The sequence below is a fragment of the Pseudoxanthomonas koreensis genome, from assembly GCF_041890415.1.
In the GTDB taxonomy this organism is placed as follows: domain Bacteria; phylum Pseudomonadota; class Gammaproteobacteria; order Xanthomonadales; family Xanthomonadaceae; genus Pseudoxanthomonas; species Pseudoxanthomonas koreensis_A.
On record NZ_CP169056.1, the window covers coordinates 1,211,235 to 1,231,527 of the forward strand.

At 70.0% G+C, this 20,293-nt stretch carries 15 protein-coding genes, 1 tRNA gene, 1 other RNA gene and 1 pseudogene; 16 read left to right on the forward strand and 2 right to left on the reverse strand.

The window, feature by feature from the left end:
• Positions 1-51 precede the first annotated feature (51 nt).
• From truB to ssrA, 4 genes are all read left to right on the forward strand, one after another.
• Positions 52-990, forward strand: a complete 939-nt coding sequence (truB, locus tag ACEJ41_RS05600; RefSeq protein ID WP_374013802.1) for a tRNA pseudouridine(55) synthase TruB — start codon at positions 52-54, stop codon at positions 988-990.
• A 153-nt stretch (positions 991-1,143) separates the two neighbouring features.
• Entirely contained in the window at positions 1,144-1,404 is a 261-nt protein-coding gene (rpsO, locus tag ACEJ41_RS05605) for a 30S ribosomal protein S15 (protein ID WP_374013803.1), read from the forward strand.
• A 181-nt stretch (positions 1,405-1,585) separates the two neighbouring features.
• A complete protein-coding gene (pnp, locus tag ACEJ41_RS05610; protein ID WP_374013804.1) occupies positions 1,586-3,691 on the forward strand; it encodes a polyribonucleotide nucleotidyltransferase in 2,106 nt (701 codons plus the stop codon).
• Between the two features lie 215 nt (positions 3,692-3,906).
• Positions 3,907-4,261, forward strand: a transfer-messenger RNA (tmRNA) gene (gene ssrA, locus ACEJ41_RS05615).
• Positions 4,262-4,659: 398 nt separating this feature from the next.
• Here ssrA and ACEJ41_RS05620 read toward each other — a convergent pair.
• Positions 4,660-5,115, reverse strand: a complete 456-nt coding sequence (locus tag ACEJ41_RS05620) for a DUF4410 domain-containing protein (protein WP_374013805.1) — start codon at positions 5,113-5,115, stop codon at positions 4,660-4,662.
• A gap of 39 nt (positions 5,116-5,154) precedes the next feature.
• On the reverse strand, positions 5,155-5,793 hold the full coding sequence (locus ACEJ41_RS05625) for a hypothetical protein (protein WP_374013806.1): 639 nt from the start codon (positions 5,791-5,793) through the stop codon (positions 5,155-5,157).
• Between the two features lie 245 nt (positions 5,794-6,038).
• Between ACEJ41_RS05625 and ACEJ41_RS05630 the strand changes: the two genes are divergently transcribed.
• The 12 genes and pseudogenes from ACEJ41_RS05630 (at position 6,039) to ACEJ41_RS05685 (ending at position 20,288) form a co-directional block, all read left to right on the forward strand.
• Positions 6,039-8,426 (forward strand): DNA internalization-related competence protein ComEC/Rec2, encoded by a 2,388-nt coding sequence (locus ACEJ41_RS05630; RefSeq protein WP_374013807.1) that lies wholly within the window; start codon positions 6,039-6,041, stop codon positions 8,424-8,426.
• A gap of 177 nt (positions 8,427-8,603) precedes the next feature.
• Positions 8,604-9,290, forward strand: coding sequence for a MotA/TolQ/ExbB proton channel family protein (locus tag ACEJ41_RS05635; RefSeq protein ID WP_374013808.1), 687 nt, complete (start codon positions 8,604-8,606; stop codon positions 9,288-9,290).
• A gap of 7 nt (positions 9,291-9,297) precedes the next feature.
• Positions 9,298-9,738 carry an ExbD/TolR family protein gene (locus ACEJ41_RS05640; RefSeq protein WP_374013809.1) on the forward strand — a complete coding sequence of 147 codons (441 nt, stop codon included), beginning with the start codon at positions 9,298-9,300 and terminating at the stop codon, positions 9,736-9,738.
• Complete coding sequence (msbA, locus tag ACEJ41_RS05645; protein WP_374013810.1) at positions 9,735-11,483, forward strand: lipid A export permease/ATP-binding protein MsbA; 1,749 nt, start codon at positions 9,735-9,737, stop codon at positions 11,481-11,483. The genes ACEJ41_RS05640 and msbA overlap by 4 nt, the downstream gene beginning before the upstream one ends.
• Positions 11,484-11,508: 25 nt before the next feature.
• Positions 11,509-12,675, forward strand: a complete 1,167-nt coding sequence (gene lpxK / locus ACEJ41_RS05650) for a tetraacyldisaccharide 4'-kinase (protein WP_374013811.1) — start codon at positions 11,509-11,511, stop codon at positions 12,673-12,675.
• A 143-nt stretch (positions 12,676-12,818) separates the two neighbouring features.
• Positions 12,819-13,598, forward strand: a complete 780-nt coding sequence (gene kdsB, locus ACEJ41_RS05655; protein WP_374013812.1) for a 3-deoxy-manno-octulosonate cytidylyltransferase — start codon at positions 12,819-12,821, stop codon at positions 13,596-13,598.
• Positions 13,595-14,100: pseudogene (locus tag ACEJ41_RS05660) on the forward strand (low molecular weight protein-tyrosine-phosphatase); the annotation flags it as partial. The gene kdsB and the pseudogene ACEJ41_RS05660, both read left to right, overlap by 4 nt.
• Positions 14,101-15,516: a hypothetical protein gene (locus ACEJ41_RS05665; RefSeq protein ID WP_374014076.1), complete on the forward strand. Its 1,416-nt coding sequence runs from the start codon at positions 14,101-14,103 to the stop codon at positions 15,514-15,516.
• Positions 15,513-17,390, forward strand: a complete 1,878-nt coding sequence (gene uvrC / locus ACEJ41_RS05670; RefSeq protein WP_374013813.1) for an excinuclease ABC subunit UvrC — start codon at positions 15,513-15,515, stop codon at positions 17,388-17,390. Before ACEJ41_RS05665 ends, uvrC begins: the two co-directional genes overlap by 4 nt.
• The gene (pgsA, locus tag ACEJ41_RS05675; protein ID WP_374013814.1) at positions 17,387-18,046 is read left to right on the forward strand and encodes a CDP-diacylglycerol--glycerol-3-phosphate 3-phosphatidyltransferase; all 660 of its coding nucleotides are present in this window, start codon (positions 17,387-17,389) and stop codon (positions 18,044-18,046) included. The genes uvrC and pgsA overlap by 4 nt, the downstream gene beginning before the upstream one ends.
• A gap of 36 nt (positions 18,047-18,082) precedes the next feature.
• Positions 18,083-18,158: transfer RNA gene (locus ACEJ41_RS05680), tRNA-Gly, on the forward strand.
• 474 nt (positions 18,159-18,632) lie between these two features.
• Positions 18,633-20,288: a ShlB/FhaC/HecB family hemolysin secretion/activation protein gene (locus tag ACEJ41_RS05685; protein WP_374014077.1), complete on the forward strand. Its 1,656-nt coding sequence runs from the start codon at positions 18,633-18,635 to the stop codon at positions 20,286-20,288.
• Positions 20,289-20,293 lie beyond the last annotated feature (5 nt).

Here is a 20,293-nt window from a genome sequence, read left to right on the forward strand (position 1 = left end):
TGATGGGCCGATGGAGTTTGATGTGGGTCAAGCACCGGCCACAATGTCACGATGACGACACCAGCGCGCATCAAGTTCCGCGATATCGACGGAATCCTCCTCCTGGACAAGCCGGCGGGCATGAGCTCCAACGCCGCGCTGCAGTCCGCACGGCGCCTGTTCCGCGCCGCGAAGGGCGGCCACACCGGCAGCCTGGATCCATTGGCTACCGGCCTGCTGCCGTTGTGCTTCGGCGAAGCCACCAAGCTGGCCGGCCTGCTGCTCGGCGCGGACAAGGCCTACGAGGCCGACATCATGCTGGGCGCCACCACCGACACCGACGACGCCGACGGCCAGGTGCTGCGCCGGCGCCCGGTGCCGGCCCTGGAGCGGGCATCGCTCGAGGCCGCGCTGGGCACGTTCACCGGTGTGCTGCAGCAGCGCGCGCCGGTGTACTCGGCGCTCAAGCAGGGCGGCGAGCCGTTGTATGCGCGTGCGCGGCGCGGTGAGGTGATCGAAGCGCCGGTGCGCGAGGTGAGCGTCCACGCCTTCGAGTTGCTCGACCACGACGCCAGCCGGCTGCGCGTGCGGGTGCGTTGCGGGTCGGGCACCTACATCCGCAGCCTGGCCCGTGACCTGGGCGAGGTGCTGGGGTGCGGGGCGCACATCGGGACACTGCGCCGACTGTGGGTCGAGCCGTTCCGGCAGCCGCGGATGTGGAGCCTGGAGGCCTTGCAGGCACTGGCCGGGTCGGGCGGCGAGGCCGCGCTGGATGCCTGCCTGCTGCCCCTGCACGCTGGCCTGGCGGGGTTTGCCCGGGTCGAACTGGGCGCGGACGAGGCCGCGCGCTTCGTCCTGGGCCAGCGCCTGCGCGGGCCGTGGCCGGTGGCCGACCCTGCCGGGGTGTTCGGCCCGCAGGGCGTTGCGCTGGGGCTGGGCCGGGTGGGCGAGGGCGGGCGCCTGTCTCCGCAGCGGCTTTTCCGCCCGCCCGGATCCGGCCAACCAGGCTGATGCCTTGTCCGCAAAGATGCCGGGAGGTACAATTCGCGCGCCTTTTTCAGGCAATTTTTTCCGCGTCCCGTCCGGGATGGCGGCCATCCGCAAGCGGCGGGTCAGGCGGTGCGCCCAGCGCGTTCCTGCCGGCCTCGCATCCAGAGAACCCACATGTCCATTGATACCCAGAAAATCATCGCCGACAACCAGCGCGGCACCAACGATACCGGCTCGCCTGAAGTCCAGGTCGCCCTGCTCACCGCGCGCATCGTGCAGCTGACCGAGCACTTCAAGACCCACAAGAAGGACCACCACAGCCGCCGTGGCCTGCTGCAGCTGGTCAACCAGCGTCGCAGCCTGCTCGACTATCTCAAGCGCAAGGACAACGAGCGCTACAAGAGCCTGATCGAAAAGCTCGGCCTGCGTCGCTGATGCATCACCCCGCCGCGGCGCAGAAATGCGCCGCGGTTTGCGTTTCGGGCGCCTGAAGGCTGCAGGCCCCGCTGCGACACCGCGCGCAGCGCGATGTACGCCAAGGGCCGGAGTCTCCGGCCACCCGGTGGCGGCAAGGGCCGCGACCGGTCAATCAAGCGAATCACCCCAAGGAACCGACGTGGCAAAAATCAGCAAAACCTTCCAGTACGGCAAGCACCAGGTGACCCTGGAAACCGGCGAGATCGCCCGCCAGGCCGGCGGTGCCGTCATCGTCAAGTTCGATGACACCGTGCTGCTGGTCTCGGCCGTTGCAGCGAAGTCGGCCCGTGAAGGCCAGGACTTCTTCCCGCTGACGGTCGACTACCAGGAGAAGTTCTACGCCGGTGGCCGCATCCCCGGTGGCTTCTTCAAGCGTGAAGGCCGTGCCACCGAGAAGGAGACGCTGATCTCGCGCCTGATCGACCGCCCGTTGCGCCCGCTGTTCCCGGAAGAATTCCGCAACGAAGTGCAGGTCATCGCCACGGTGATGTCGCTGAACCCGGAAATCGACGGCGACATCCCGGCGCTGATCGGTGCCTCGGCCGCCGTCGCCCTGACCGGCGCCCCGTTCAACGGCCCGATCGGTGCGGCCAAGGTCGGCTACATCAACGGCGAGTACGTGCTGAACCCGACCGTCAGCGAGCTGAAGAACTCCAAGCTGGAGCTGGTCGTCGCCGGTACTTCCAACGCCGTGCTGATGGTGGAATCCGAGGCGGCCGAGCTGTCCGAGGACGTGATGCTGGGTGCGGTGATGTTCGGACACCGCGAGATGCAGAAGGTCATCGCGGTCATCAACGAGCTGGTCGCCGAAGCCGGCAGGCCCAAGTGGGACTGGCAGCCGCCGGCCAAGAATGAAGGCCTGGTCGCGGCCCTGCGCAACGCCGTTGGCGAGAGCCTGGCCGGTGCCTTCCAGGTGCGTGACAAGCTCGAGCGCCGCGATGCGATCTCCAGCCTGAAGAAGGCCGTCCTGGCAGCCCTGGCGCCGGAAGCCGAAAGCAAGGCCTGGAACGCCGGCGAGCTGTCCAAGGAGTTCAGCGAGCAGGAATACCAGACCATGCGCAACTCGGTCCTCAAGACCAAGGTGCGCATCGACGGCCGTGCGCTGGACCAGGTGCGCCCGATCAACTCGCAGGTCAGCGTGCTGCCGCGCGTCCATGGTTCCTCGCTGTTCACCCGCGGCGAGACCCAGGCGATCGTCGCCGTCACCCTGGGCACCGCGCGCGATGGCCAGGTCATCGATGCGGTCTCCGGCGAGTACAAGGACCACTTCCTGTTCCACTACAACTTCCCCCCGTACTCGGTGGGCGAAGCCGGCCGCATGATGGGCCCGAAGCGTCGCGAGATCGGCCACGGCCGCCTGGCCAAGCGCGGCGTGCTGGCGGTGATGCCGACCATGGAAGCCTTCCCGTACACGATCCGCGTGGTCTCGGAGATCACCGAGTCCAACGGTTCCTCGTCGATGGCTTCGGTGTGCGGCAGCTCGCTGGCGCTGATGGATGCCGGCGTGCCGATCAAGGCGCCGGTGGCCGGTATCGCCATGGGCCTGGTGAAGGAGGGTGACGATTTCGTCGTCCTGTCCGACATCCTGGGCGACGAGGATCACCTCGGCGACATGGACTTCAAGGTGGCCGGTACCGCCGGTGGCGTGACTGCCCTGCAGATGGACATCAAGATCGAGGGCATCACCGAAGAGATCATGAAGCAGGCGCTGTCCCAGGCCAAGGCTGGCCGCCTGCACATCCTCGGCGAGATGGCCGGTGCGATGTCCACGCCGCGCCAGGAGCTGAGCGAGTTCGCGCCGCGCCTGATCACCATCAAGATCCACCCCGACAAGATCCGCGAAGTGATCGGCAAGGGTGGTTCGGTGATCCAGGCCATCACCAAGGAAACCGGCACCCAGATCGACATCCAGGACGATGGCACCATCACCATCGCCTCGGTCAACGGTGCAGCCGGCCAGGCCGCCAAGGCGCGCATCGAGCAGATCACCTCCGACGTCGAGCCGGGCCGGATCTACGAGGGCAAGGTCGCCAAGATCATGGACTTCGGTGCGTTCGTGACGATCCTGCCGGGCAAGGACGGCCTGGTCCACGTGTCGCAGATCTCCAACGACCGTGTCGAGAAGGTCAGCGACGCGCTCAAGGAAGGCGACGTGGTCAAGGTCAAGGTGCTGGAAGTCGACAAGCAGGGCCGCATCCGCCTGTCGATCAAGGCCGTCGAGGAAGGCGAGGGCGTGACCGAGTGATGCCGGCCGCCGCCGGCCTGTGACCAGGCCGGCGGCAGCGTCATCCCGCTCATCCCGGAGTACATGCGCGCCTGGATGCAGGATGCGGGCCGCCCGCACAGGGCCGCGCCCGGCGCATGAACGGCCGCTTGCGACATCCTGTCGCGCGCCTTGTGGCGGGGGCAGGACGTCCCTACACTGATTTCGTCTGGCGAGATGCTTCGCCCGAAGTTTCCGGGGGTGTCCTGGTTTCGACGGGGGTTGCGAAATCGACTGGCGCATGCCGAGGGGGCAGCTTTCCTCGTTAATCCAGCGGCAAAACTCATAGTTGCCAACGACGACAACTACGCTCTCGCCGCTTAAGGCGTAGCCCCGAACCCACTTGTTCTCGTGCTCGTGGATGTAGGGTCATTATCACGGGATCGCCATCGGTGGCTGCCTGTCAGCCGATGTCCAAAATAAAGCAGGCTGGTTCCGGGGCGCGCTTCGCACGCCGTGCTGCCACGGAACGAGACCCAACGGCGAGCTAAGCATGTAGTGCCGGAGATGGAGTACCTTCGGACGGCGGTTCGACTCCGCCCACCTCCACCAATACGCCGTCTCGCGACGGTACGGCGAAGGCCGGAACCCACGCAGGGTTCCGGCCTTTTCTTTGCCGGGCTGGCGGCTGGACGCCTTTTGTAGGAGCCGGTCTTGCCGGCGACCGGCCACAGGCTTGCGCCATTGCCAGGGATCGCCCAGCACCGCGTCACGTGAGGCAGGCGCGTGCGTCATGCACTGCCGCGGTCGCCGGCAAGGCCGGCTCCTGCATGCGGCGGCCGATGAGCGTGACACGGTGTGGTGCGATGCCTGCTGCCGAGAACAAGCCTCCTGCAGCACCGCTCGCGCAATGGCCGGATGGTCCCTCCCGGAGGCGAGGCCGCGTCCCATCCCGTTACTTGGAAATGAACCTTCTTCGTGCCTGTCCCTCCAGGCCCCGAGGCCAGGGCTCACCGCCCGCCCGGGCCGGACTGCACGAACTCGGCGATCGCGTCGGCGTGCGACTGGATCAGCCAGTCCTCGCCATGCAGGGCGGTCGGATTGGTCGATTCCACCTCGCTGCTGCCAAGCACGTTGCCGGCCGCATCGGTGATCGTCACCTCGCTCACGATCCGGTCGGTGCCGGCCATCACGCCGGCCAGTACCCGGGCGGCGCGCTGGCGCATCTGGTAGCGGGTGACCCGGATCGTGACGGTGGCCCGGGCATGGGGACTCAGGCGGCGCCACATGCGCTGGGTCAGGCGCGAATCCAGGGTGGCGCGTGCCTGCTGGGGCATGCCGTCGCCCACCAGTTCATAGCGGAAAACGTCTGCGTGCCAGAGCTGGTTTGCGGTGCGCACGCTGGCCGCGGTGCCTGCGCAACCAGCCAGCAGGCTGGCCATCAGCAGGCCGAAGGCCGCCTTCATCCATCGTGTCCTGGGTGCCAGCCGTGGCATCGGGGTGCCTCAGGTGAACATGCTGGTGAGCTTGCCGTTCTCGTGGAAGTAGATGTTGAAGCCATAGGTGGAAAACGCGCCGGGCACGATGGCCAGCAGTTCGCTGGCGGCCTTGTGCGCCATCGAGCGCGCGGAGTATTTGCGCTTGCCGCGGCCGCGGTTCTTGCGGTACTGCTCGGCCAGCTTGGAGAAGAAGATCATGTCGATGGCGGTGCCATCCACCCAGTCCACGCCCTTGCGGTAGCCAGCCAGCCAGTCCAGGTTGGTGCGCCGCGACTCCAGGAAGAAGCGCGCCACCTCGATGTTGCCGGTCAGGCAGGTGCCCAGGAACAGCCCCTTGATCTGGCCCTCGCGGTTGGACTTGAAGAAGCAGTTGCGCAGCCCGGTGCGGCTGACCGCGTTGGCGGCATTGGGGCCGACGTGGTTCTCGTCGCCATGGCTGGCCAGGTACACCACCTCGGTGCGCGTGTCGGTGGCGCGCGCCTGCAGGGTCGCCGCCAGCGAGGTCTTCTCCGAGAACATGTCGTAGAAGAATGCGCTGGGGTTGCCGAAGTGGATCGCCGAGACCGCCTCGAAGATCGGGCGCACGCTGTGGTTGCCGCTGTCCCACCAGCGGCTTTCGATCACGGCGAAGGGAGAATCGCTCATGGGCTCCTGGCTCAGGCCATGGTGGGCCGCCGCACGGGCAGCGGAAGGGAAGCCTAGCACCGCTGGTGGTGACGGCCGCGCCGCGCAGGGAATTCCTACATTCGCCCAGCAGCTTGGCCGATAGAGCCGCCGCGCCTGCTGCGTAGCCTGAAGGCATTCCAAGCGCAAGGACGCGCCATGCCGCGACATGCAGGCCAGGCAGCAGCGCCATCCGCCTGTTGCAGTGACGTGGCGCAGGTGGGGTCATGAACGCCACGGCCACGCTCCCGGCGGTGCCACCGCCGGCAAGCCCTCCCGGGCAGGCGTCGCCCCTGCCCGCGCAGGGGCTGGCCTGTGCCGCCGCGCTGTTGGCGGGCGTGGTCGGTTGCCTGTTCCTGCCGGCGTTGGTGCCGCCCCTGCTGCGATGGCTGTGCGTGGTGGCGGGCCTGGTGGCCTGGGCCTGGCCCTGGCGCGGCCGGGTGGCCGGTGCACTGCTGCTGGGGTTCGGCTGGGCCGGGCTGCAGGCCGGCTGGGCGCTGGCCGAGCAGTTGCCGGTGGGATGGGAGGGGCGCGAGGCCCGCATGGCGGGGCGGATCGTCGGGCTGCCCGATCACGACGTGCGCCGGACCCGGTTCCTGTTCCGTGTGGGTGAGCAGGCTCCGGCGCCACTGCGCGGGCGCCTGCTGCAGCTGTCGTGGTACGACGACTATGGCGCCACCGAACCCGGCCCGCGGATGACCTTGCGCCCCGGCGCGCACTGGCAGTTGCAGGCACGGCTGCGTGCGCCGCGCGGGCTAGCCAACCCGGGTGGTTTCGATGCCGGACGCCACGCGCTGGCGCAGGGGATCGCGGCCACCGGCTACGTGCGGGTACCGGAGCAGGCACGCGAACTGGCGCCGGCCGCCGGCATCGATGCCTGGCGCGGGCGCGTGGCAGACCGGATCGAGGCAGCGGTGGGGTCATCCTCGTCGCGTTTCGTGCGGGCGCTGGCGCTGGGCGATACCCGCGCGTTGTCCGATGCCGATTGGCACACCTTGCGCGCGGTGGGGCTGACCCACCTGATCGCGATCTCGGGGTTCCATGTCGGCCTGGTCGCCGGGTTCTGTGCGTGGCTGGCGATGGCGGCGTGGTGGTGCGTGCCGGCACTGGGCCGGCGCTGGCCGCGACCACAGGCCGCTGCAGTGGCGGCGGTGCTCGGGGCGGCCGGCTATGCGGCGGTGGCCGGTTTCGCGTTGCCCACGGTGCGCACCCTGCTGATGATTGCCGTGGTGGCCGCGGCGCGGTTGCTGCGGCGGCCGCTGGGCATGTGGCAGGCACTGGCGCTGGCGTTGCTGGTCATCCTGCTGGTCGATCCGCTGTCCGCACTGCAGGCGGGGTTCTGGCTCAGTTTTGCCGGGGTGGCCTGGCTGGTGTGGTGCTTGCCGACGCAGGGTGGCTCGCGGCGCTGGTTGCGCGAGTTCCTGTCGGCGCAGGGCGTGGCCACGGTGGGCCTGCTGCCGCTGGGTGCGGTGCTGTTCCACCAGGCCTCGCTGGCCGGGCCGCTGGCCAACCTGCTGGCAATCCCGTGGTGGAGCCTGGTGGTGGTGCCGCTGTCGTTGCTGGGCACGGCGCTGGAGGCGGTGCATGCCGGTGCCGGCGAAGGACTGTGGAGGCTGGCGGCGGCGTGCTTTGATCCAAGCTGGGCGCTGTTCGAGCGCATGGGGTCAAGCCGGTTTGCGCTGTGGTGGCTGCCGGAGGCGCGCGCCACTGCCTTGCCGCTGGCGCTGCTGGGTGCGCTCTGGCTGCTGTTGCCGCGCGGGCTCCCGGGCCGGGCCCTGGCCGTGCTGCTGTGGCTGCCGCTGCTGCATCCGCCACGCGAGCTGCCGCCGCCCGGCGGCGTGGAACTGCATGTGCTGGATGTCGGGCAAGGCCTGTCGGTGGTCGTGCGCACGGCGCATCATGCGTTGCTGTACGACGCCGGCCCCGCGGTGCGCGATGGCTACGATGCCGGTGAGCGGGCAGTGCTGCCGGCGCTGCGAGCGCTTGGCATAAGCCACCTGGACCGGGTGGTGATCAGCCACGCCGACCAGGACCACGCCGGTGGCTGGCCGGCGGTGCGCCAGGGCGTGCCGGTCGACCTTGCGCTGGCGCCGGATGGCGCACCGCTGTCGGCGGACGCACTGTGCCTGGCCGGGCAGGCGTGGAACTGGGATGGCGTGGAGTTCGGCTTCCTGCATCCGACCGAGCATTTCCCCTACCTGCGCAATGAGGCCAGCTGCGTCCTGCGGATCGCCTCGGCGCATGGCACGGTGCTGCTGCCGGGTGACATCGGCGAGGTGATCGAGCAGCGCCTGCTGCGTGACCCGGCCGCGTTGCGTGCCGAGGTGGTGGTCGTGCCCCACCACGGCAGCGGAGGCTCGTCCTCGGCCGGGTTCGTCGCCGCCACCGGCGCGCGCCTGGCGCTGGTGGCGGCCGGTGACGGCAACCGCTTCGGCCATCCGCGGGTGGACGTGGTGCGCCGCTGGCAGCGTCACGGTGCCGAAGTGCTGGCCACGCCGCGCTCGGGCGCGATCCGGGTCTGGCTGGACCGGGACGGCCTGGCCGTGCGCGAACGCAGGCCGTGGAAGGCACGGCTCTGGGAGCGGCAGCGGCCGCCGCCTGGCGATCTGCCGTAGGGACCTTGCACGCGTCCTCTTGCCGCGTATTGGCGTGAAAGCCACGCCGGGGCATGTTCTTGCGCCTTGCACAAGCGCGCATATGGCCCCGATCCGGCCACCGGGCTGGCGTCCGGCGGGCGTTTCCCGTCATCCTTACGGTTCGTGGACGCGGCTGCGAGGCCGGAGGTGGTTCAGGTGTGGGAGCTGGTCAAGGCTGGTGGATGGCCGATGTTGCCGCTGATCGTGCTGGCCCTGGTGGCGCTGGCGATCATCCTGGAACGGTTGTGGACCCTGCGCCGGGTGGAGGTGATGCCGCCGCGCCTGGGTGAGGAAGTGCGCAACTGGGCCACGCGTGGCGAGCTGGACCCGGCGCATATCGAGTCGCTGCGCCGCAATTCGCCGCTGGGCACGCTGCTGGCCGCGGCGCTGGATGTGCGCCACCGGCCGCGGCCGCTGATCCGCGAGCGCGTGGAGGACACCGGTCGCCACCTGGTGTTCCGCATGGAACGCTTCCTCAGCGCGCTGGGCACCATTGCCTCGGCCGGGCCGCTGCTGGGCCTGCTGGGCACGGTGGTGGGTATGATCCAGATGTTCCTCGGCATCCTCGACCATGGCCTGGGCGACGTGAACCAGTTGGCCGGCGGCATCGGCAAGGCGCTGGTGTGTACCGCCACCGGCATGATCGTGGCGGTGCCGGCGCTGATCTTCCATCGCTACTTCCGCAGCCGCATCGCCGGCTACGTGATCGAGATGGAAGAGCAGGCCACCGCGTTGCTGGATGCGCTGGAAACCCGCGGCACCGCCGTGCCGGCGCAGCTTGCGGCTGCGCGCGCCGCTGCAGCCGCGTCGCCGGCGCCCGCACCGGCGCCGTCGAGCGACTGAGGCCGGCATGCGCATCCGCGACCATCGTGCCCATGATGAGCCGGCCATCGACCTGGTCCCGCTGATCGACGTGATCCTGGTGCTGATCATCTTCTTCGTGATCACCACCACCTTCGATGTGCGCTCGACCCTGCAACTGCAACTGCCGGTGGCCAGCCCGCAGGAGCCCGCGCCGCCACGCACCCTCAATATCCTGGTCAATGCCGACGGCCGCTATTTCATCGGTGACCGCGAGGTGCTGCACAGCGGGGTGGAGGCGGTGAAGCAGGCCATTGCCGATGCCGCCGGCGAGGATCGCGACCAGCCGGTGATGCTGCGGGCCGACGCGCGCACGCCGTACCAGGCGGTGGTGACCGTGCAGGACGCGTTGGCGCAGCTGGGTTTCCGCCGCATCGCCATCGCCACTGCACCCGAAGCGCCCGGTGCAACGGCGGAGCCGGCACCTTGAGCAAGGCCCACACCCCGGTCTGGCCGATCTACCGTCGCCTGCTGGGATACAGCCGCGCGTACTGGGTGTTCCTGGTTGCCGCGCTGGTGGGGATGACGGTCGAGGCAATCGCCGGCGCCAGCTTCGTGCGCCTGATGAAGCCGCTGACCAACAATTTCGTGCGGCCCACGGCCGAGGACGCGGTGCTGCTGCCGCTGGCCATCGTCGCCCTGTTCGTGTTGCGCAGCCTGGCCACCTTCGTCACCGACTACGGCATGGCCCGCACCGGGCGCAGCGTGGTGCGCGACCTGCGCGAGCAGACCCTGGCCAAGTACCTGCGGCTGCCTTCGGCGCACTTCGACGTCGAATCCACCCCGGTCATGGTCAGCCGCCTCAACTTCGACACCGAGCAGGTCACCCAGGCCAGTTCCGAAGCGCTCAAGACCCTGGTCACCGACAGCCTGACCATCATCGGCCTGCTTGGGCTGATGCTGTGGGCCAGCGTGAAGGTGACCCTGGCGATGCTGCTGATCACTCCGCTGATCGGCGTGATCGTGTGGTACGTGGGCAAGCGCTACCGGCGCATCAGCGGCGGCATCCAGGACGGGATGGGGCGCATGGCCGCCAGCGCCGAGCAATCGCTGGCGGCGCAGCAGGACGTCAAGATACACGGCGCGCAGGCACTGGAAACCGGCCGCTACGCCAGCCTGGCCAACCGCATCCTCGGCCTGAACATGAAGGTCGAGAGCACCCGTGCCGGTGCCTCGGCCATGGTCCAGCTGCTGGCCGCACTGGCGTTGGCCGCCATCGTCTGGGTGGCCGCGCGCGAAGCGCTGCAGGGCCGGCTGGATGCTGGCGACTTCGTGATGCTGATGACGGCGATGATGGCGATCATCCCCTCGCTGCGCCGCTTGACCAGCGTGCAGACGGCGGTGGCGCGCGGGGTGTCGGCGGCCGAACGCCTGTTCCAGATCATCGACAGCGAGGAAGAGCCCGATACCGGTACGCGCAGCATCACCCGCGCCCGCGGTGAGCTGGCGTTCGAGCAGGTGAGCCTGCGCTATCGCGACCAGGCCGGGTTCGCCCTGGAGGACATCAGCTTCAGTGCGCGGCCGGGCACGGTCACTGCCATCGTTGGTCGTTCCGGCAGCGGCAAGACCAGCCTGGTGCGGCTGGTGCCGCGCTTCTACGAACCCAGCAGCGGCCGCGTCACCCTGGACGGGGTGGACCTGGATGAATACCGCATCGCCGACCTGCGCCGGCAGATCGCCCTGGTGGGGCAGAAGGTGATGCTGTTCGACGACACCGTGGAGGCCAACATCGCCTACGGCGCGCCGATGGACCGCGCGGCGATCCGCGCCGCGGCCGAGGCCGCCAACGCCTGGGAATTCATCGAGCGCCTGCCGCAGGGCCTGGATACGCCCATTGGCGAGAATGGCGCGCTGCTGTCCGGCGGCCAGCGCCAGCGCCTGGCCATCGCCCGCGCGATCCTGCGCGACGCGCCGATCCTCATTCTGGACGAGGCCACCGCCGCGCTGGACAACGAATCGGAGCGGCTGGTGCAGGACGCATTGCAACGGCTGATGCCCGATCGCACCACCCTGGTCATCGCCCATCGCCTGTCCACCATCGAGCATGCCGACCAGGTGCTGGTGCTGGACCACGGTCGCCTGGTCGAGCACGGCACCCATGCCCAGTTGCTGGCGGCAGACGGCCTGTACGCACGCCTGCACGGCATGCAGTTCCGCGAGCGTGCGCTTGGATGAGCGCGATGGAGTGGACCGCAAAGCCATGAGCAAGGCTGCCCCGAAGACGCCCGCCTGGTGGTTCGGCGAGGCTTCAGTGCCCTGGCTGATGCGCGCGCTCACCCCTGTCTACAGCGGCGTGGTGGCGTTGCGGCGCCGGCTGTATCGCCGCGGCTGGTTGCGCACCCATCGGGTGGATGCACCCGTGGTGGTGGTTGGCAACCTGGCGGCAGGCGGTGCCGGCAAGACCCCGATGGTGCTGGCGCTTACCGAACAACTGCTGGCGGCCGGCTGGCGTCCGGGAGTCGCCAGCCGTGGCTACGGGCGGCGCGACGCCGGCACCCCGCGCTGGATCACCAGCGACACCCTGCCGGCCGATGGTGGCGATGAGCCGGTGCTGATCGCCCACCGGCTGGCAGTGCCGGTGCGGGTGGACCGCGACCGGGTTGCCGCCGCCCGCGCACTGGTCCAGGCCGGTTGCGACATCGTGGTCTGCGATGACGGGCTGCAGCACTATCGCCTGGGCCGCGACATCGAGATCGAGGTGATCGATGGCGCGCGTCGTTACGGCAACGGCCGCATGCTGCCGGCAGGCCCGCTGCGTGAGCCGGCGGCACGCGGCCGTGGCTGTGATTTCCGGGTGATCAACCTGGGGCATCTGGAGGCCGTGGCGCCGCCGGCCCCGCAAGAGGCCGCCGCCGGCCATGCGGCGGGCGAAGCTGGGGCCACGTCCGGTATCGACTTCCATGGTGGCGCGCTCGCCCAGACTGATGGGGGCCGGCCCCAGGCAGCGGGCAATGGCACGGGGCTGGATCCCGGTGCGCGCAACGGCACGGCCACCGGCTTCGGCGAATGGCCCATGAGCCTGCGCTCGCGCAATGCAGTGCCGCTGGTCGGCGGTCGCCCGCGGCCGTTGTCGACGTTTGCCGGCCAGCGGGTGCACGCGGTGGCGGGCATCGGCAATCCGCAGCGGTTCTTCGACGCACTGCGCGCCATGGGTATGGGCGTGGTGCCACACGCCTTCTCCGACCACCACGCCTATTCCGCCGCCGACCTGGATTTCGGAAGCCATCTGCCGGTGCTCATGACCGAGAAGGATGCAGTCAAGTGCACGGCCTTCGCCGACGAGCGCTGCTATGCGGTACCGGTGGATGCCGAGCTGCCGGCCGCGTTCTGGGTGGCCCTGCTGGACCGGATCGGGCGCCCCGGCTGACCCTCCTTGCAGGAGCCGGCCTTGCCGGCCACCGTGGAGGCGGACGGATCGCTGGCATCCGGTTTCACCCAGGGGTTTTTCGCCATCGCGGTCGCCGGCGAGGCCGGCTCCTACAATGGCCGCCTGTTCCAGGAGCACACCACATGCCCTCGTCACCGGATTTCGTCGTCGCCATCCCCGCGCGCCTGGCGTCCAGCCGCCTGCCGGACAAGCCGTTGCAGCCACTGGGTGGCGAGCCGCTGGTGCTGCACGTGGCCCGGCGTGCGCTGGCCGCCGGCGCCCGCGAGGTATGGCTGGCGACCGATGATGCCCGCGTCGCCGCGGCACTGGCCGGGATCGAAGGCGTGCAGGTGGCGATGACCTCGCCCGGCCACGCCTCCGGCACCGACCGCCTGGCCGAGTGCGCCGGCATTGCCGGCTGGAGCGCCGACACCATCGTGGTGAACCTGCAGGGCGACGAGCCCTTCGCCCCGGCCAGCGGCATCCGCGAGGTTGCACGCCTGCTGGCCGACAGCGGTGCGGACATGGCGACCCTGGCCGAGCCGGTGACCGAGGTGGAAACCCTGTTCGATCCCAATGCGGTCAAGCTGGTGCGGGCCGCCTCCGGCGATGCGCTGTACTTCAGCCGTGCACCGCTGCCGTGGCCTCGCGATGCCTTTGCCGGTGACCGCAGCGTGCTGCCGGCGGGCGGGCACTGGCTGCGGCACATCGGCATCTATGCGTTCCGCGCCGGCTTCCTGCGCCGGTTTGCGCAGATGCCGCCCGGGCGCCTGGAACAGGTGGAATCGCTGGAGCAGCTGCGCGCGCTGGAGGCGGGCTACCGCATCGCCGTGGCTCTGGCCCCGGAGCCGTTCCCGCCCGGGGTCGATACCCCGCAGGACCTGGCCCGGGCGCAGGCCCGACTGGACGGAGCCCGGGCATGAGCACGGTGACGCGCCTGCTGGTGGTGTGCCTGGGCAACATCTGCCGCTCGCCCATGGCCGAAGGCGCATTGCGCGCACGGATCGAGGCCTCGCCGCTGGCGGGCAGGGTGCAGGTGGACTCGGCCGGCACCGGGGGCTGGCACGCCGGGCAGCCGCCGGACCGGCGCGCGATCGCCTGCGCCGGCCGCCACGGGGTGGATATCGGCGGCCTGCGCGCGCGCCAGCTGCGTGGCCAGGATTTCCATGATTTCGACTGGCTGCTGTGCGCCGACGCCGACAACCTGCACAACGTGCGCCGGCTGGCACCCGACGGCCTGGCCGGGCGCGCGGCGCTGCTGCTGGAGTGGACCGGAACCGCCGGCGGCGACGTGACCGAGGTGCCCGATCCGTACTACGGCGGGCAGGAGGATTTCGAGCACGTCTGGGGCCTGGTCGATGCCGCCGCGCAGGCCGCGGTCACCCGGTTGCTGCAGCCGTCCCGCGCTCCGGCATAATCGGACCCATGAGTACCGCCACCCTGCAGGAATTGCCCGCCGGCCTGAACTGGCTGAACGCGTCCCAGGCGCAGCTCCACGAGTTGCGGGGGCGGCCTGTCGCGCTGGCCTTCGTGAACGCCGCTTCGGCCTGGTGCGCGCAGCGCCTGGCCGAGCTGGCGCTGTGGCAGGCACGCAACCCGGGCAGGGTGCAGGTGCTGGTGGTCCAGGTGCCGCGCTTCGACAGCGAGCGCCAGCCGCAGCGCTCGCTCAAGCTGCTGCGCCGGCTGGGGCTTACATTCCCGGTGCTGCTGGACGCGGACTGGGTGGCCTGGCAGCGCTACGGCATCGAATCGTGGCCCACGGTGCTGCTGATCGACGCCGATGGCTGCGAGCGCGAGCGCATCGTCGGCCTGGGTGGCGAACTGGAGCGTGCGCTCACCACCCTGTGCGAAGACCTGCCGCCACCGCAGGATGACGACGGCCCGGTGGCCGAAACCCATCCGGAACCGCGCCTGGCGTTGCGCTTTCCCTCGGCGGTGGTGGCAACGCCCGATCGCCTGTACGTGGCCGACAGCGGCCATCACCGCATTCTCGAGTGCAATCACGCCGGGCGCGTCCTGCACCAGTACGGGCTGGGCACGGCCGATTTCATCGATGGCCCGGACGGCCAGGCCGCGTTCCAGCGCCCGCAGGGCCTAGCCCTGGAGCGCGAGTACCTGTACGTGGCCGACACCGGCAACCACGCGCTGCGCCGGATCCACCTGGGCACCCGCGTGGTCGACACGCTGTGCGGCAACGGCCGCGCCGGCGATCCGGCGGAAGTGCCGGGGGCCACGTCCGACAAGAGCCCGCTGAACCGCCCGCTGGGCCTGGCGGTGGCCGGCAACCAGGTGTACGTGGCCTGCGCCGGCGACAACCGCATCTGGAGCTACGACCTGGGCCGCAGCGAGCTGCACCTGCGCGCCGGCACCGGGCAACTGGACCTGCGCGATGGCAACGCCCGCAGCATGGCCGCCTTCGCCCAGCCCTGTGCCCTGGCCGCCGTGCAGCAGCAGTTGTACGTGTGCGACGCGCTGGGCTCGGCGGTGCGCTCGCTGCAACTGCGCAGCGACCTTGTGCAGACCCTGGTGGGGCAGGGTCTGTGGGACCACGGCGATGCCGACGGCCCGCGCGCCAGTGCCCGCCTGCAGCACCCGCAGGGCATCGCCCTGAGTGCCGACGCACCGCTGCTGTGGATCGCCGACAGCGGCAACGGCAGCCTGCGCACCCTGCGCCTGGGTGGCGGCGACCTGGCAACCGTGAACCTGCCGCGGCGCCTGCACGGGCCCACCGGGCTGTCGGTGGCGGCCGGTGCGGTGTGGATCGCCGAGACCGATGCCCACGGCATCCTGCGCTACGACATCGCCAGCGGCGAACTGAGCGATGTGACCATCGGCGAATGACGGTGGGGGCGGTGCCGCAATTCGATGGCAAGGCATTCGCCGCGCAACTGAGTACCGCGCCGGGCGTCTACCGCATGTACGCGGCCGATGGCGGCCTGCTGTACGTGGGCAAGGCCGGCGCGCTGAAGCGGCGCGTGGCCAGCTACTTCAACAGCGCGCCCAAGACCGCACGCACGCACGCCATGGTGGCGCAGATCGCGCGCATGGAGGTCACGGTCACCCGCACCGAGGCCGAGGCGCTGCTGCTGGAAAACCAGCTGATCAAGTCGCTGGCGCCGCGCTACAACGTCGCCCTGCGCGACGACAAGAGTTATCCCTACGTCCTGCTGACCCAGGAAGCCTGGCCGCGGCTGGCGTTCCACCGTGGCCCGCGCTCGGTGCCGGGGCGCTATTTCGGCCCGTATGCCAGCGCTGGCGCGGTGCGCGAGACGATGGACCTGATGTTCAAGCTGTTCCGCCTGCGCAGCTGCGAGGACAGCGTGTTCCGCAACCGCAGCCGCCCATGCCTGCAATACCAGATCGGGCGCTGCAGCGCGCCGTGCGTGGAGCTGGTGGACGCCGCCGAGTACGCCGCGTCGGTGCGCCGCGCCAGCATGTTCCTGGAAGGGCGCAGCGACGAACTGGGCGAAGAGCTGGCCGCGGCGATGGAAGCGGCCAGTGCCGCGCTGGAGTTCGAGCAGGCCGCGCGCCTGCGCGACCTGCTGGCCACCCTGCGCGGGGTGCAGGCGCGCCAGTACGTGGACGGCCACGCGGCCAACCTCGACGTGCTGGCGTGTGCCATGCAGGGCAGCACCGCCTGCGTGCTGCTGCTGGCGTTCCGCGACGGCCGCAACCTCGGCACCCGTGCGTTCTTCCCGCGCACCAATGGCGAGGAGAGCGCCGAGGAAGTGCTGGGCGCGTTCGTGTCGCAGTACTACGCCGAGCAGCCGGCACCGGCCGAGATCGTGCTGGACCGTGCGATTCCGGATGCGGACCTGATCGAGCTGGCCCTGGCCGAGGCGGCCGGGCGCAAGATCGCGCTGAAATCCAGCGTCCGCGGCGAACGCGCCGGCTACCTGGACCTGGCCCGGCGCAACGCGCAGATCGCGCTGGCCACGGAACTGGGCAGCCGCGGCGCGCAGCAGGCCCGCAGCGAATCGCTGCGTGAACTGCTGGGCCTGGCCGAACCGCCGGCGCGGATCGAGTGCTTCGACATCAGCCACACACTGGGGGAGGCCACGGTCGCGTCCTGCGTGGTGTTCGACCCGGCCGGCCCGGTCCGCAACCAGTACCGCCGCTACAACATCACCGGGGTCGACCCGGGCGACGATTACGCGGCCATGCGCCAGGCCGTGGAGCGGCGTTTCCGTCGCGCGCTGGAAGCCGAGGCTGCAGGGCAGGCGGCCAATGCGGTGCTGCCGGACGTGCTGCTGATCGACGGCGGCGCGGGCCAGCTTGCGCAAGCACGCGAGGCGCTGGCCGACCTGGGCGTGGAAGGCGTGCTGCTGGTTGGCGTATCCAAGGGTGAGGCACGTCGCCCCGGCGAGGAAACCCTGGTCATGGCCGACGGCCGCCAGGTGCGTCCCGGTCCGGCGTCACTGGGGCTGCAGTTCATCCAGCAAGTGCGGGATGAAGCGCACCGGTTTGCCATCACCGGCCACCGCGGGCGCCGGCAGAAGGCGCGCACCACCAGCAGGCTGGAGGACATCCCCGGCATCGGCCCGCGCCGGCGTGGCGCGTTGCTGCGTCATTTCGGCGGCCTGGCCGGGCTCAAGGCCGCCGGCGAGGAGGAGATTGCACGGGTGGAAGGCATCAACGCCGCACTTGCCGCGCGCATCTACGCTACCCTGCACGGACTCGTTCCCCCCGGGCCGACCGATCCGCAGAACCGATGAAGTTGACCATCCCCACATGGCTGACCCTGCTGCGGATCGTGATGATTCCGGTACTGGTGCTGGTGTTCTACCTGCCCTATCGCTGGACGAATTTTGCCGCTGCAGGCGTGTTCATCCTGGCGGCCCTGACCGACTGGCTGGATGGCTGGGTGGCACGCCGCTACCGGCAGCACTCCGCCTTCGGCGCGTTCCTGGACCCGGTGGCCGACAAGCTGATGGTGGCCGTGGCCCTGTTCCTGATCGTGCAGGGGCACCCGACGCCGTGGATGGCGTTCTGGGCGGCGGTGATCGTGGGCCGCGAGATCGCGGTGTCGGCATTGCGCGAATGGATGGCCGAACTGGGCCAGCGTGCCACGGTCAAGGTGGCCGTCATCGGCAAGGTCAAGACCACCGCGCAGATGGTGGCGGTGGCGTGCCTGCTGTACTCGATCAACCCCCGGCGGATCGCCGACGGTGTGTTGCCGTCGCGGCCGGGTGCCGACATCTGGATGGGCGAGGTGCTGTTCCACCTGGGCGACTGGCTGCTGGCAGGGGCCGCGCTGCTGACCCTGTGGTCGGGCATCCAGTACCTGCACGCCGCCTGGCCTGCGCTGAGCGCGCAGGAGCGGGCAGTGACCTCCGCCCGCGGGGGCAGAAAAGTTCGCCGGACTGGTTGACAGTCCTCGCCGAACATCTAAAATGCGCATCTCCACGCGGGAATAGCTCAGTTGGTAGAGCGCAACCTTGCCAAGGTTGAGGTCGCGAGTTCGAGTCTCGTTTCCCGCTCCAGATCCGGAAAAACCCGCAGGCGCAGGCCTGCGGGTTTTTTGTTGCCGCCAGGACCGGGATTTGTAGGAGCCGGTTTTGCCGGCGACCGCGGCCTCCTTCCTGGCTCCCCGCGCCGCCGCCGCCCTCCGGAATGGATGCTGGTATTCCGAACCACAATCAGGGTTTTCTGATGCCGTGCCGCGTTTGATCCGGTAACTTCACCCTTGGCCGGGTCGAGCGGCACGCGGATTCCGGCACCGGGGGATGGGAGGCCAGGTTCCGCACACGCCCCGGCTTGGCGTTGGCGGGGGAGCGCCCGGTCCGCTGGCGATTTGCTGCCGGGCGCTGGTAGCGGATCAGTGGCACGCTCCACGGCTGTGAGTGGTTCCGGTCCGATGGCCGGAACGTCAGGGGCATTCAAGGACAGAACCAATGCAACATGGACGTGCGATGGCGCGGGCGCGCCTGCGGGATGGATGCTGGTTGGCGTTCCTCATGCTGTGCACCGCGGCTGTCCCGGCCCTGGCCCAGGAGCCGGACCTGGCCAGCCAGGAAGCGTTGCGCCAGCAGCAGCGCGAGCGTGCACTGCGCGAACGCGAGGAGGCGCGCGCCGATGTGCGCCTGGGGCGGCAGGCCGAGGCCACGGTGCGCCTGCCTGCAGACGAAGCCCCCTGTTTCCCGATCCAGCGCATCGTCCTGGACGGCGAGGGCGCGGACCGGTTCGCATGGGCGTTGCACGCGGCCGATCCGGCCGACGATCCGGCCACGGGGCGCTGCCTGGGCACCGAAGGGGTCGGCATCGTGATGCGTCGCGTGCAGAACGCGATCATCGCCCGCGGCTTCGTCACCACCCGGGTACTGGCCGCGCCGCAGGATCTCAAGTCCGGAACCCTCACCCTGACCGTGGTCGCCGGGCGCGTCGGCTCGGTGCGCCTGGACGGCGACGGCGCACCACGCGCCGGGGTTCGCAATGCGGTCGCGGCACGCCCGGGCAACCTGCTCAACCTGCGCGACATCGAGCAGTCGCTCGAGAACTTCCAGCGCGTGCCTGGAGTGGCGGCAGACGTGCGCATCGTGCCCGGGGAGGATGCCCAGGCAGGTCCCGGCGTGAGCGACCTGCTGATCGACTGGGCGCCACGGCGGCGTGTGCGTACCCATCTGTCGCTGGACGATGCCGGCAGCCAGGCCACCGGCAGGCTGCAGGCCGGTGCGACCCTGTCGCTGGACAATGGATTGCGGCTCAACGACCTGTTCTACGTCAGCCTGGGGCGTGGCGTGTTCAATGGCCACGGCAAGGAAACCTCGAACTGGACCGCGCACTACGACGTGCCGTACGGCTACTGGCTGTTCGGCATCACCGCCGGCGGTTACGAGTACGGGCAGACGGTGCCCGGTGCTTTCCAGACCTACATGTACCGCGGTGCCAGCCGCAATTCCGAGCTGCGGATCTCGCGCCTGCTGCGCCGGAATGCCAGCAGCAAGACCGGTGCCTACGCGCGGGGCTGGCGGCGCTCGTCCAGCAACTTCATCGACGATGTCGAGGTGGAAGTCCAGCGCCGGCGCATGGCCGGCTGGGAACTGGGCCTGACCCATCGCCAGTTCCTGGGCACGGCCACGCTCGATGCGAGCCTGGCCTGGCGCCAGGGAACCGGAGCGTTCGCCGCACTGGCCGCACCGGAGGAACTGTTCGGCGAGGGCACCTCGCGTGGGCGCGTGGTCCTGGCCGATGCGCAGGTCAGCATTCCGTTCCAGGCTGGCGACCGGCGCCTGCGCTACACCGGCGCCATGCGGACCCAGTGGAACCGCACGCCGCTGGTGCCGCAGGACCGCTTCTCGGTCGGCGGCCGCTACACCGTGCGCGGCTTCGATGGCGAGGTCGCGTTGACGGGCGATCGGGGCTGGCTGTTGCGCAACGAGCTGGGCATGGCCTGCGGCCGCGGCATGGAGATGTACCTGGCCCTCGATGGCGGCTGGGTCGGTGGCAGGTCGGCGCATGGGCTGCCGGGCCGGCACCTGGCCGGTACCGCGCTGGGCCTGCGCGGCGGCTGGCGCGGCATGTACTGGGATGGATTCATCGGCACCGCGCTGGACACGCCGAAGGGCATGTCCGCCGACACCACCCTGGGCTTCAGCCTGGGCTGGTCGCACTGACGTTG